Annotated in this window: 11 protein-coding genes and 1 pseudogene; 3 read left to right on the top strand and 9 right to left on the bottom strand. The window is 39.6% G+C overall.

Going from position 1 to position 13,992, the window contains the following annotated elements; translation table 11 throughout:
• Positions 1-230: 230 nt before the first annotated feature.
• The 3 genes from UYI_RS0119465 to UYI_RS0119455 form a co-directional block, all read right to left on the bottom strand.
• On the bottom strand, positions 231-524 hold the full coding sequence (locus UYI_RS0119465; protein WP_016868350.1) for a hypothetical protein: 294 nt from the start codon (positions 522-524) through the stop codon (positions 231-233).
• 658 nt (positions 525-1,182) lie between these two features.
• On the bottom strand, positions 1,183-1,818 hold the full coding sequence (locus UYI_RS0119460) for a hypothetical protein (protein ID WP_016868349.1): 636 nt from the start codon (positions 1,816-1,818) through the stop codon (positions 1,183-1,185).
• A 313-nt stretch (positions 1,819-2,131) separates the two neighbouring features.
• Positions 2,132-3,136: a hypothetical protein gene (locus tag UYI_RS0119455; protein WP_016868348.1), complete on the bottom strand. Its 1,005-nt coding sequence runs from the start codon at positions 3,134-3,136 to the stop codon at positions 2,132-2,134.
• Positions 3,137-3,821: 685 nt separating this feature from the next.
• Between UYI_RS0119455 and UYI_RS0119450 the strand changes: the two genes are divergently transcribed.
• Positions 3,822-5,048, top strand: a complete 1,227-nt coding sequence (locus UYI_RS0119450) for a HEAT repeat domain-containing protein (RefSeq protein ID WP_016868347.1) — start codon at positions 3,822-3,824, stop codon at positions 5,046-5,048.
• A 242-nt stretch (positions 5,049-5,290) separates the two neighbouring features.
• Here the strand turns inward: UYI_RS0119450 and UYI_RS39090 are convergent, their stop codons facing one another.
• The 5 genes and pseudogenes from UYI_RS39090 to UYI_RS35885 all read right to left on the bottom strand — a co-directional run.
• Entirely contained in the window at positions 5,291-5,611 is a 321-nt protein-coding gene (locus UYI_RS39090) for a PEP-CTERM sorting domain-containing protein (protein WP_016868346.1), read from the bottom strand.
• A gap of 273 nt (positions 5,612-5,884) precedes the next feature.
• Positions 5,885-6,034, bottom strand: coding sequence for a hypothetical protein (locus tag UYI_RS39085; RefSeq protein ID WP_016868345.1), 150 nt, complete (start codon positions 6,032-6,034; stop codon positions 5,885-5,887).
• A gap of 381 nt (positions 6,035-6,415) precedes the next feature.
• A complete protein-coding gene (locus tag UYI_RS0119435; RefSeq protein WP_016868344.1) occupies positions 6,416-7,807 on the bottom strand; it encodes an AtzE family amidohydrolase in 1,392 nt (463 codons plus the stop codon).
• Entirely contained in the window at positions 7,804-8,022 is a 219-nt protein-coding gene (locus UYI_RS35890; RefSeq protein ID WP_199332316.1) for a DUF4089 domain-containing protein, read from the bottom strand. The genes UYI_RS0119435 and UYI_RS35890 overlap by 4 nt, the downstream gene beginning before the upstream one ends.
• Before the next feature lie 72 nt (positions 8,023-8,094).
• A pseudogene (locus UYI_RS35885) lies at positions 8,095-8,367 on the bottom strand (DUF952 domain-containing protein); the annotation flags it as partial.
• Between the two features lie 49 nt (positions 8,368-8,416).
• On the opposite strand from UYI_RS35885, the gene UYI_RS0119425 reads away from it, so the two are divergent.
• Positions 8,417-10,786 (top strand): alpha/beta hydrolase family protein, encoded by a 2,370-nt coding sequence (locus tag UYI_RS0119425; protein WP_016868342.1) that lies wholly within the window; start codon positions 8,417-8,419, stop codon positions 10,784-10,786.
• Between the two features lie 111 nt (positions 10,787-10,897).
• Here UYI_RS0119425 and UYI_RS0119420 read toward each other — a convergent pair whose 3' ends face one another.
• A complete protein-coding gene (locus UYI_RS0119420) occupies positions 10,898-12,139 on the bottom strand; it encodes an ABC transporter substrate-binding protein (protein WP_016868341.1) in 1,242 nt (413 codons plus the stop codon).
• A gap of 309 nt (positions 12,140-12,448) precedes the next feature.
• Here UYI_RS0119420 and UYI_RS0119415 point away from each other — a divergent pair, with 309 nt between their 5' ends.
• Positions 12,449-13,921: an MFS transporter gene (locus tag UYI_RS0119415; RefSeq protein ID WP_016868340.1), complete on the top strand. Its 1,473-nt coding sequence runs from the start codon at positions 12,449-12,451 to the stop codon at positions 13,919-13,921.
• Positions 13,922-13,992: the final 71 nt, after the last annotated feature.

The raw sequence follows: 13,992 nt of genomic DNA, 5'->3' as shown, positions 1-13,992 counted from the left end.
CTTTAATAGAGGAGCGATTTTTTTAATATCAAGGTTATTTCTAGACCCATAATCAATTAAAAGTAAATTTTATTTGGACTTACCAAAGTTCTACCCACAGCCACTCACTTTTACTACAACACAATCCGAAAAGTCGACTTTAAAGGGGTCTCAGTTTGTCCTACCTTGATGAATATATTAAATAAGTTGTACTTCCACTACTTGAGTGCTTCCAGTTCACTGGTAAAAAGCTAATGTATCATTACCTTGGCTTTTGGTTGTTCAGAAGTACAGCTAACTACTTCCTCTGTAAGAGTCACAGTTGTATTTATTTCTGATATTAAGACTGGTGTGGCATCTGGTAAACTCCAAACATCTTCCAATTTCTCCCAAGAAGGAGCAAATGGTGGTAATGCTAGAGAGCAAGCTTTCCAAGAAGCTTGTACTGGTGCTCCCAACTGTTGACACATGCCACCACGGCGTCCTTCAGGCTGGTAATAACGACAATATTTACAAGCAGAAGTCAAGTATTTAATGTTTTTCATATATAGTTGCCTTCTAAGGCTTATTCACATGATCTAATTTTGCATACACGTATCAATGCTGTTTTGTACCAAAAAGCATATTTATATATACGTTATAGCGATCCCCAAGAAGGATTTCGCTTTAGATTTTTTTTATTTTCATGTTATCTTTTTCAATTATTTTGTTAACAATGTGATACACAGCAATAAAACTTTACACAGGCTTGATTTCAGCTAAAACTAGTCAGGGATCAAGGCTAAATTAAAAGCTGTTGAGGCGTAAGGACTTTTAATTTAGCAATAGTAAGTGTAGCATATCATTATTTGTCTTGTATATTCTGGCATAATTTATAAATAAAAAACGTAGTCTAAGTAACCTTTAAATAAATGAGTGATTTATACCCAAAGGCAGAAGCTTAGACGTTGAATCCCACGTAAATTGAAACTACCGATTATCTACTTATATCTTGCACCTAGCTAGCCCTAGCGCGCGCCTTCTAGTACTAGACGACATAAGTTTTGACTCTTTGCGAGGGGTTAGATCGCCGACTTTTTTAAAAAGCCGGCGATCTGGCTAACCTATCAAAATCAATTTGGTGAACTACTAATGCAAGAATGCAAGATATTCAAAATTGGTATTTTTCCCATTACCAAATTACCAATTACCCATAAGCAACTATTAACCAATTACTTTCAATGCTGCTTGGACTCGAATAGTTGAAAACCATTTATCGTCCGTTCTCCATAATTCCAAGACATCGTGATTTTTGTTATCAACTGTACGCCATCGTAGCCAGTGGCTATTATCTCTAGTTCTTAACATAATTGCTTTTTGAGCAATGATGGAACCGTTTTCTATGCCAGATTTAACAGAATTGATTTCTGAACGAGCAGTGTTAGCTGTATTTTGAGCAACTTGTGCTTCTGAACGAGCAGTGTTAGCCGTATTTTGAGCAGTTTGTACTTCCGAACGAGCGGTATTTGCCGTGTTTTGGGCGTTTTTAGCTTCCGAACGAGCAGTTTGTGCTTCCGAACGAGCAGCACTTGCAGTCTTTGCAGTATCTTGAATAATATTTGTTGTATTTGTCAGAAGAGTTTTTGTTGCTTCAAGTTCTCTTTTTGTTACCTGAAGTTCAGATTTGAGTTCCTCAATTTCTTTAGTTCTAGTTTGCAATTCTGTCTGGATAGATTGCACGTGAGTTTGAATTTGTGATTTTATTGCTTCAAATTTAGCTGTTTCTGTTTCTAATTCTTTACGTGCATCTTCTATTCTTTTAATTGCTTCTTCATAGGCTTGCAATGGTGTTAATGCCATGTTTTTTATCCTTAAAATTAGAAATTTATCAAGAAAGGCAGAGGGCAGAAGGGGTTCCCCACAAATTCGCGATTCGGAGAGCGAATTTGTGGGGGCCCCGCAGAAGGCAGAAGGAATAATGTTTTCTACCCTCTGCCACGACCGGAGAGAGTAAGGGTTCCGTGACCCCCACTGAACTTCGTTTCAGTGGCCTCAATTAAGGAGGGGTCTGAATCCCCTTCTTAATTGTCCCTTCTGCCCTCTGCCTCCTGCCTCCTGCCTTCTTCAATTAGTTAGTTGTCTGTCTTTGATAACTGTTCATTGTTAACTAAATTTAAAGCCAATTCTTCCAGAACTTATAGAGTTGACCATACTTCAGCCAATCCCTGATAAAGATATCTTTAAAATCAGGTGCGCTTCTAGCTACATAGTTCATTCTGGCTGCATTGTATTGCAGTTGACCATAGACATCCAATATTTTATTAATAGATGATTTTTCGTTAATTCTACTTAATAATTCGCATTCTTTCAATCTATAGATGTCAATATTTTCTAAGTCTAGTCCTGATTTCCATTGCAAATCCAATTTCCGCCTACAGTCATCAAAAGGATTAGGTAGTAGCCGTCTAAATTTTTCTAATTCTTTTTTAAATTCTTCTATTTCTCCAACAGCGATCGCCTCAATTTTATCTATTAACTTATCTATATCTTGAAAGAACTTTGATTCTAAAGCATCTATCCGATCTAATGTTGGTTCAATTAGTTTTCGGCGGAATTGTTCAGGAGTAAATCTATCACTAATTTCCTTAGCTACTTTCAGAGTATCCATCATTGTGATAGAGATTTGAGTGATTCTGTTTTCTAATGACTTGTCAATATCTCCTATTGTTGCTCTTAAACCTAAAATTGCTTCAGCACGGGCAAGATTAATTTCGTCAAAGGTGATTTTCAGATTTTCTTTGTATCCTGCATCAACATCACTAAGCAAATCATCAATATTACTTTTAATTTCGTCTTTTAATCCAGAAAAGTTATCAACGGTATCTATAACTATATCTTTAACAACCTCTTCTGTTTGTGCAATCCGCCTTTGCACTAGGTAATCAATTTTTTCAGCAAATGGAGCTAAATTTTCATCAAATAAGTTATTCATAGCAGCATCGAATTCTTTTCTAATCGGTTCTGCAAAACTTTTTGATATCCTTCTTACTACTCCTTTAATGCCTCTGTTAAGTATATTTGCTGGATAACATTCTCCACTTACACATCTGTCTAATTCTCCGCCTATATAACTGCCATTATTTTCTAATTTATCTTTTACCTGATAAGTCCATGTCATATTTATTTGATTGATGAAGGTTGATATGTATGCTAATCAAGTAATACCAATTAATTTAATGTAACAATTTTGTGCGATTAAGAAGCTTTTTCAATGAGCCAAAAATGCAGAGAATTATAGAAATACATTGAATAAAAGAGATTTTTACGAACGTATTGGGGTTTTTTAATTGTGCATCGTCTAAATTAACACACTTATATAAACTAGTATAAAATTTTAATCTTAATTTTACAATAATTAATTGTACTTATTTATACTAAAAGATTTCTAAGTGAAGAAAAGACCTCGTCCTTAAGGACGGGGTTTAACAATAAGTAAAAATTCTTCAGCAACAAAGCGATCGTTTATTTTTTGTTCTCTAAGTATTGCAGGAATTTAGACAATATATAAAATCAGAAAATTGAGGAGTTTCAAAATTTTTACAGGTAGGTAAAAACTTTGAAGATCGCGGTTTGCAGTTGAGTGCGGTACAGGCAAAAAACGAACACAGATGAACACCAATAAAGTTGTACTTCATCCAAACGATCAACGCTATAAAATATGCTAAACAATATCACTATACTTTTGAGAAAAATCTCATACGGATTTGTCAACCTACAACCTAATACTTTGTAAACTTATCTGGTATAAAGGCAAAAAATTCTGCTATAGTCAGTAATTTGATTGTTGAGTAAAACTGTTCCAGATGAAAAATCACACCATTTATCAAGCACCTATAGATAAACTACTGACTTTGGGTGATTGCCATAAAATCACAAACGAGTATAACTATATTGCAGAATTAGGTCTGGATACAGAACATATCCCCGGTTTAATCAGCATGGCAGTCGATCAAAACTTGAATGGTGCAGATTCTGCAAGTTTAGAGGCTTGGGGAAAAATCCACGCGTGTCGTGCGTTAGGACAATTACGCGCAGAAGCAGCAATAGAACCATTGATGCAGCTATTTCATGAACTGGAAGATAGTGATTGGGTAAACGAAGAAATGCCTAAAGTTTATGGCATGTTTGGTGAAGTTGCTATCCCCAGATTACAAGCTTACTTAGCTGATGAATCCCACGGAATTTTTCCGCGCATTACCGCTATCCATAGCTTAGAAGAAATCTGCAAACAGCATCCAGAGACACGTCAAAAATGTATCGCTGTACTTACCCAACAATTGAAGTTATTTGCTCAAAATCCTCACGAACTTAATGGTTTTATTGTTGCTTCACTGATTGAGTTACAAGCAGTAGAATCAGCAGCAGTAATTAAAAGTGCTTTTTTAGCCCAAAGTGTGCCTGATGAAATCACAGGTACTTGGGATGATGTATGTGAAAGTTTGGGTATTAATTCCGATAAAATAGCACTATTTACAGATATAAAATTAGATGAAGTATTCCAAGTAGAGAATATTTCGACTGATGATGTAACACAAGTCGAAGATGTTTCCAAAACAGAAGAGATTGTTGCTAACCAAGAATCACAACTTCAGGATATTTCTGCTGATGATGTGACGCAAAGACAAAAGACTCCTGTTAGCGAAGAAACACAACTTGAGGATGACATTACTGATGAGGTGGCGCAAGTAGAAGATGTTTCTCAAACACAAGAGACTTCTGTTGAGAAAAAACAATCTGATCAAATTACTGTTGAAGAAGTAGAAAAAAATTCGGTTATAACTTCAGAAGATATCCAATTAATTGAAGATGTGACAACTGATGTAGAACAACTACACAAAGTAGAAAATAAAACTGAAGAACAGAAGCAATCCAGCGATATAAACAATCGTGAAATAGAAGTAAATCAGTTAAAATCTGAAGTCAGAAATCAAAAAGTTAATACATCTGTTAAGCAGCAATCAAATAAAGGTTTTGGTGGTTTTGCAACTTCACAAGGTAAAGCTAAGACTAATAAAAAAAAGAAGCGGTAAGATTTGAATTGGGAGCAGCATAATCCTGATTTTTAGAAAAGCGATCGCCACTAAACATGAAAGTACCATTCATATCCAGTAGAACAACCTTAAATTTATTGAGTAAATTCATGTGCATGTTGTTTTAAAACCGAAATCTTGGGGATGCGATCGCCATGATTTTAATTACAGTAATTTCTATTTAAATAGAGTACACTCCACCCGCGGGTGGGGTACTGCGATTATGCTAGCCTAGCAGCACTCTAAACAATGCTTCTGTGTTTCCTAGCTAATTTTTGTTGGCGTTTTTGTCGTAAACCTACACCAATCGCACCAGCAGCCAGTGAACCTAATATACTTACAGGTTCGGGTACAGGTTGAGATTTCTTTAAACCATACTGCAAGTGATCTACTTCCCAGTCATTGCTGTTGGGCATACTGATTTTAATCGCAGAAATACCATCTGTGTTAAAGACCCCAAAAAAGCGATCTTCTGTTGTTCCTCCATCAAGTGAACCATCACCAAGATAAGAGGCTACAATTGTTCCTAATGAATTATTCCCAGCATCAAAGGCTTCAAACACGACATCAGCAACAGGAAAACTATCTGTCCAAGTGATACCTGCATGGGTGGGAAGCGAACCAAGAATATTCTGATCAAAGTTGAAAATTAAGCTATTGTCAGCTAAGTAATAGCTGTATCCATTTACGCCTTTACTATCAATTAAGCCATCATCAGCGTCAACAGAATCTCTTAATGGTTCAGGCCCTTTTACTTGTCCAGTAGAAGCTGTAACGCCTGGTGTGTCTAAAGCGCCATCCTCAAAATCCTCCAGATAAAAGTAAGAATAGTTACCTCATTTCAAAGGACTATCATTGAAGCTTTGGTAAGGACTGGGGCCAAAAAAAGTTGTAGCAGCATGAGTAGATGATGATGTAGCGATTGTTCCCAAGGTAGTTAATATCGCTCCAGCAGTCATCAGTGATAACTTGTTGAAAATGGTCATAAAACTATCTTCCTATTCAGTAGGTTATTGATGTGAGATATTGGCTTGTGCTTGGAGTGGTAAATAATACGGGGAACAGACGAAAAACTCTTTTCTCAAAAAGTCATAAATACTTTTTAAGAAAATTCTCGGTTAATACACCCAACGCTAATTAGGTAGCTTCAGATCATGAGGAGGCATTTTTAATAAAGTGCCAACAGAAGGTTTACTCTGAAAAATCTTATTGCTGTATGTTGCTCAAATCTGGTATCGATGCTATTTGTTAGATGCAGCTAACTTCACAGAGAAAGTTAGAATTTTTGGAGAGTAATTGTAACGATGGCATCTTACACCCTAATACCCAGCTAATAGTATCACATTACTTATCTGTTAAATACTATTTCATGAGACAACGGATGCAGAGATTATACCCTTGGTCTCTAAAACTGAGGCGACTTGTAAAATTAATGCTTCATGATAAGGTGCAGCGATTAATTGCACTCCCAAAGGTAAAGCATTTGTCCGTTGAATTGGTACTGATAAAACAGGCAAACCAATAAATGATAATGGTTGAGTAAATAATCCTAAATGGGGACGGACGAGAATTTCTTCTCCATCTAAAATCATCGTTTGTTGTCCAATTAACGGTGCAGGAATTGGCGTCGTAGGAGCAATAATTACATCTACCTTTTGAAATATTTCCCGCACGCGATCGCGAAACCAACTTCTAAAGCGCTGCGCTTGCATATACCAATGGTTAGGAATTAATGCACCAGCAACAAAGCGATCGCGTGTTGCTGGATCAAAATCCTGGGGGCGTTGACGTAATTTCTCTAAATGGAGATTTGCTCCCTCGCAAGCAGTAATTACAAACGCGGCGGCGCGGGCGCGATGGGCTTCAGGTATACTTATATACTCGCTCACATGCAAAGCATCAGCAACTTTTTGCACTGCTGCTAAAGCCTCAGTATTAGCCCCTTTGCGGAAATAATCACCAGCGATCGCAATTCTCATACCATCAATATTTTTTAGAGACGTGCCATGGCGCGTCTCTACAGGCGGACGTCTTGTGCAAACTGGATCGCGTTCATCTTCCCCTTGCAAAACATCAAAAACTGTGGCGATATCCCTTACTGAACGCGCAAACGGGCCAATATGATCAAAACTGCTAGAAAACAAAGCTACACCAGCCCGTGACAATCTACCATAAGTTGGTTTCAAACCAAACACACCACACAAAGCGGCAGGTACACGAATTGAACCATTAGTATCAGAACCCAACGTTAGCGGAACCAACCCAGATGCAACTGCTGCTGCTGATCCACCACTAGAACCACCCGCAACCCGATTTAAATCATGGGGATTATGAGTCGCACCGTAATGAAAGTTTTCCGTCACAAACCCGTAGGCGTACTCATCCATATTTAACGCACCTACAAGTATTCCGCCCGCTTGCTTCAACCGCGCCACCGCCGTCGCATCTTGCGTCGCTGGTGAATTTTCAGCATTAATTTTTGCACCTGCAACAGTCGTGATCCCAGCAATATCAAAAAGATTTTTAACAGCGAAAGGTACACCAGCAAGTAAACCAGGATTCTTACCCTGTGCAACTTCATGATCAATCTTTTGGGCATCTGCCAAAGCAGCATCAGCAGTCACAGTGGTAAAACAATTAAGTTCATGATCTCTTGCCGCAATTCTGTGCAAAGCAGCTTGCGTAACTTCCACCACCTTAACTTTGCCTTCACGCACTGCTACAGCAATAGATACAGCATCCGCAGAGTCTAAATTCATGGTTCAAATACTGGCGCGACTTCAATATCTTCCGGTAAAGGAAAAGAATTTACCAATTGAGCGATCGCTTTAATTCTCTCAAAATTTGCCACCACCCCATCCCTATACTCATCCCTCAACCGTAAATCCACCAACAAAGCCATCAAATCCACATACTCACCCACATCCAACCCTTGATTATCTATCTCTGCGTCCTTGGCGTCTTGGCGGTTCATTAAACTTCCAACCTCTTGTGGCAATTTAAATTTACCATCCTCCCCACACTCAAAACCCACTACTTGGAAAACAGCATCAACATTCAAAGCACCATATATATGAGGAAATAACTCATTTTCCTCAGCAGCTTCATAACGAATTTCCGGTTTAACTTTACCAGCATCAATTAATAACAGTACCAATCCATTTTGACCAGCAAAAAATCTCTCAGCAACTTTAGTAATTTGCTGTGGTGTAGAACAGTGAATAAAACCTTCCGACTCAAAACTATCAGCACAATACATTCCCACTAATTTTGCTTCTTCCCATTTTTCATATTGGGTGATGTGAAGAATAATATTCATATACTATTTTTCCGCTAGGAAACGCTGTACTCAGTTTAATTAAACCTCAATGGCTGATTCTTTTAATACTGATCAAATCTGGCAATCTCCCCCAGAACCAATCAACCAAATTCTAAATGCTTCACCTCTACCAACGATTAGAATCTCTCCCAATCGGGAATGGATGGTAGAGTTAGAGCGACCAGCGTTACTACCCATTGCCGAATTAGCACAGCCGGAAGTACCTTTAGCAGGATTACTGATCAATCCTAGAACAAATGCTCCTGCTCGTCGCCATCCTTTTCGTAGGATGAAATACTGGAATATTACTAATTTTGATACTGTCAAATTCGTCACCCTACCTGAACATGCCCAAATAGGTTTTCTCAAATGGTCACTCGATAGCCAAAAACTAGCATTTGCCCTTACACAGCCAACAGGACTAGAACTGTGGATTTTAGAACTAACAACAGGAGTATTACGCCGCTTAACTGAGCCAATTCTCAATGCAGCCTATGGAGAACCTTACCATTGGTTGTCGGATGATACGCTCATTTGTAAGTTTATAAGTAGCGATCGCACACAAGCCCCTGTTGCACCTACTGTTCCTCCCGGGCCTTTGATTCAGCAAAACTTGGGTGAAAAAAATCCGGTTCGCACCTTCACCAATCTCCTGAAAAACACTTACGATGAAGTATTATTTGAGTACTACTTAACTTCAACATTAGAGAAAGTGACATTGGATGGTCATCGTACTGTTTTAGTACCTCCAAGTCTAATTTCTGAAGCGATTCCCTCTCCTGATAACAAGTTTATTTTACTAATTACACTGCATCGCCCCTTTTCTTACCAAGTTCCTGTTGGCTACTTTCCTAGAAAATTTCAAGTAATTGATGATACAGGCAAATTCATTTATCAGGTGGCAGATGTCCCTCTTTATCAGCCTCATTCAACTAAGTTTGATCAAGTCCGCCCGGGTAGGCGGAGGATATCTTGGCGTTGCGATCGCCCAGCTACATTATCTTGGCTAGAAGCTTTGGATGAGGGCGATCCTACCCGTGATGTCCCCTACCGAGATGCTTTATTTGAACTTGATGCCCCTTTTACCGACACACCCAAGCAACTTTGGCAATCTCAGTATCGCTTCCGTGGAATCACTTGGGGGAGAAGTGACGTAGCCCTAGTTTGGGAACGCTGGTACGACACCCGTCAAGAGCGAATCTGGCGCATTTATCCCGATACACCGGAAATTCCGCCGCAGTTGTTATTTAACCGTAGTTACGAAGATAAGTATAGCGACCCAGGTTCACCAATAATGACTGTGGGAACCTATAGATACAAGGTTCTCCGGTTTGCGCCAGCAGGTAACGCCATTTATTTAAGTGGTCGAGGCGTATCTCCTGATGGTGTACATCCCTTTTTGGATCGCTTGGAGTTAGAAACTGGGGAAACACAACGGCTATGGCAGTGCCAAGACCCATATTTTGAACAAATTTACTGTGTACTGGATGATGAAGCAAGAAACTTGATCACATGCCGTCAGTCGCAAATTGAGCCGCCTAACTATTTTTTGTGGAGTCATACAAACGAAGAGCCTATTACACTTACCCATTATCCAGATCCCGCCCCTCAATTCACAGGAATGCAAAAAGAAGTGGTACGGTATCAGCGCTCAGATGGTGTACAGCTATCAGCTACACTGTATCTACCTCCAAATTACGACATCGGTCGTGACGGCCCTTTGCCAATACTGTTTTGGGTATATCCACAGGAATTTAAAGACCGGGAATTTGCAGGACAGGTGACTACAGCAGAAAATGCCTTTATTCGTCCTTGTCGTGACTCGATTTTATTTCTGCTGAGCCAAGGATATGCAGTTCTTGCTAATCCCAAACTACCTATTATCGGTGAAGGGGATACTGAACCCAATGATACCTACGTAGAGCAATTAATTGCCGGAGCGCAAGCAGCAGTGGACTATGTGGTAGAACGCGGGGTCGCAGATCCTCAACGCATTGGTATTGGTGGTCACTCCTACGGTGCCTTTACAACGGTAAATTTACTTGCACATACAAATTTATTTCAACTAGGAATTGCTAGGAGTGGGGCTTATAACCGTACTCTCACGCCCTTTGCCTTTCAGGGAGAACAACGCACTTTTTGGGAAGCACAAGATACTTATATTCACATGTCTCCCTTCACTCATGCAGCCAAAATCAAAACTCCATTACTCTTAATTCATGGTGAAAATGATAGCAACTCTGGCACATATCCATTACAAACAGAAAGACTGTATGAAGCCCTTAAAGGACTGGGGGGAATTGTCCGTTACGTCTCACTTCCCCTAGAGGGTCATGGTTATTACTCGCGTGAAGGGGTTGGCCATGTACTTTGGGAAATGGTCAATTGGTGCGATCGCTATCTGAAGGATGAAGGGTGATGGATTAATTTTAACCTTCTGCCTTCTGCGGGGCCCCCACAAATTCGCGATTCGGAGAGCGAATTTGTGGGGAACCCCTTCTGCCCTCTGCCTTATCTTTAAGCTAGCTACTTACTCCATCGCTTTAATTAATTTATTTGCTTGTGTTTGTGCCCGTTGGATCGCCTGTTGTAGCGGTTGTTGTCCCAGCAAAGCACTAATAAATTGATTGTCAAAGTTGTTCATAATGGCGGCGGGGTATTTACCTGCCTGCCAAGGCATGGCATAACTCACTCCTGCTAAAAATGGCGATCGCAAGGGATCTTTGTCATAACCCAATTTCTCGGCTACTGATTTACGTGTCGGCAAAGCAAAGCCTGTTGCTGTCCACTTTTGCATACCTTCCTTACCAGTGAGGTAGGAAATCAACTCCCAAGCTTCGGCTTTATGCTGTGTTTGTTTGTTCATCACGTAGGCAACAGTAAATACCATCGTGCCTTTTTTATCGTTAATTGTTGGTACTTCTGCGGTGGCAAAATCAAGCTGAGGAAAAGTGTCTTTTAGGTAGGGAATTGCCCAGTTACCTTCAATGACCATTGCTACTTTCCCCTGACCAAACATTTCACTACCCGAGTTTGTCCCTACATCTGATTTTTGCGCAGCGGTACGGTCTTTTTGATACTGGTCTACTACCAACTGTAATCCTTTGATTCCAACTTCTGAAGCAAAAGTAGCATAACCATTTGCATCTACAAGTTGTCCACCAAAGGCTTTGATTTTGTAAGCTTGACGCGCTAACTCTGGGATGACACCATAGCCGTATTGGTCAATCCTACCATCTTGATTTTTATCTACTGTCAATTGTTTGGAGTAGGCACGCAATTCATCCCAAGTTGCGGGAGGACTTGTCAAACCTGCGGTGGTAAAAGCTTGTTTGTTGTAAAAAAGAGTCAGCGTTGAAAAGTCTTTGGGTAAACCATAAATATGATTGTCGTACTTAAAGCTGTTAAGTATTGTCTCCTCAAAATCAGCCAGGTCAAATTCCGGGTTAATATAAGCATCTAATGCCTCTAGAACGTTCTGGCTCATCAAAAAAGGAGCCTCAAAAGCATCCAGATAAAAAACATCAGGCGCTGCTTCGCCAATCAAGCGCGTTTTAATGACATCCATGTATTGGTCGGCTATGACCTCATACTTCACCCTAATACCTGGATGCTGGGCCTCAAAGTCTCTGAGTACTTGTTTCAATAGTTTTTGCTCAGTCGGGTCTGCACCCCAACCGCTGAGCTTAATTATAATTGGAGTAGTTGCTGTGGTGGCATGGGGCAAGGGTAAGTTCTGGCAAGCAATTACCAAAAAAGCGATCGCCACCATTAATGCCAAAAAGCGCCAAAAATTTCTTTTTCTCACCGTATAATGAACATTCTTCTATCTTTTTTATAGCTTTTCTAGCGATAGAATGAATTTGAGGGAATTAAAATTTTATTTAGAAATGCAGGGTAAAATAGCTAAGAATTGTCATTGACTATTGAGAAAGAGAGAATATTTAAAAAAGTTTGAATTATTATAGTTTCTATAAATAAAATTACAAATAAATACAAAAATTTATTTTTTAGTGTGGAAATGAGGAATAGCTAATGGCAATTAATTATTAACCATTCACCATTAAGAATTACTCAGTTCATGGATCATGCTCAGGTTGAAACTTCTTCTTCTTTAATATCAGAAATTTCTGATATTGAAGTTGTAGAAACAAATATTTATCCATCTCTTCTACCAATATATAACGGCACATTTTCAAAAGATGCTATTCGTACTAGCCTGCGCGCTTCAACTATGGATGGTATATTTGCAGGCGTTTTTGGGATTACGACTGGTGGCATTTTATTAAGTAATTTTTTAGTAGAGTTGGATGCTACTCCAGTGGCTTTTGGGATGCTTGCTTCTATCCCGATGCTGGTGAATTTTATTCAGCCTTTGGGTGCTTACATATCAGAACGTTTTCACAGTCGCTATCAATATTCTCTTTTAATTTATGCACCTGCTCGCCTGATTTGGCTGATTTTAGTAATTTGTATAGTAGCTTTTAGCCAACAACTAATTAATTCTCAGCAGTTAGTCATACTAACACTCTTGATTGTGTTCATCAGCCATCTCTGGGGTGGAATGGGTAGTGCATCTTGGTTGTCGTGGATGGCGACCTTAGTCCACCGACGTTTGCGGGGACGATATTTTGGCATACGCAGTAGTATTGCTAGCTTCACTAATTTGATTTGTGTACCATTAGCAGGACTAGCTGTATCTCATTGGTATGGTGGTAATATTCAAGGCTATGGGGTACTGCTGTTTGTAGGTATCCTCTTCGGAATGATGAGTTTGGCGTGTCAGTATTTTAAGTTGGATGTCAACCCCCAAGCACAAAATGCGATCGCCACAAATGCAATTAATTTAAATGACTGTGTTGATGAGCAAATTGCAGATGTCAACTTCACGTCTCAACCAAGTTTCTGGCAGAGTCTCCGCAATGATACTAATTTTTTAATATTTTTACTCTACTTCAGTGTATGGATGTTTGCTGTTAACCTCTGTAACCCCTTTTTCAACCTTTACATGCTAGATACCCTGGACTTAGATATCAGCTGGGTGACATTCTACAGCAGCCTGCAAGCAGGGGCAAATATGTTAATGTTAATTCTCTGGGGAAGGCTAGCAGACAAAATCGGCAACCGTCCAATTCTCTTTTTCATGGGAATTTTCGTAGCGATCGCACCTTTGTTATGGTTAGGTATTGGTTACACTTCCCTAGACATGTGGCTATGGTTGCCTATGTTACATATTTTCTTGGGGGGAACAGGTGCAGCCATTGATTTGTGCGGCAATAATATGCAGCTAGAAGTTGCACCAACCAGAAATCAGTCCATATATTTTGCAACAGTAGCTGCGATTGCTGGCTTGTGTGGTGCGTTTGGTACAATCCTTGGTGGTTTTCTAGTACAAATTAACTTTTGTGGAGGCTTACTAGGATTGTTCGTTTTCTCAACAGTATTTAGGCTGGTTGCACTTTTGCCGATCATTTTTGTCCAAGAATCACGGGGACAATCTTTTGTACAAACTCTTCAAAGTTTTTGGACACTTAGAGAAAAGGCTAGAGGTTAGGAGATGGGGAGATGGGGAGGTGGGGAGGTGGGGAACTCGTGGCCCCCACGACCGACAGGGAGTGGGGATTA

This window comes from Fischerella muscicola PCC 7414, from assembly GCF_000317205.1.
GTDB classification, from domain to species: Bacteria; Cyanobacteriota; Cyanobacteriia; order Cyanobacteriales; family Nostocaceae; genus Fischerella; species Fischerella muscicola.
Note: the sequence above shows the minus strand (reverse complement) of the source record. Positions and strands in the feature narration are given on the sequence as shown.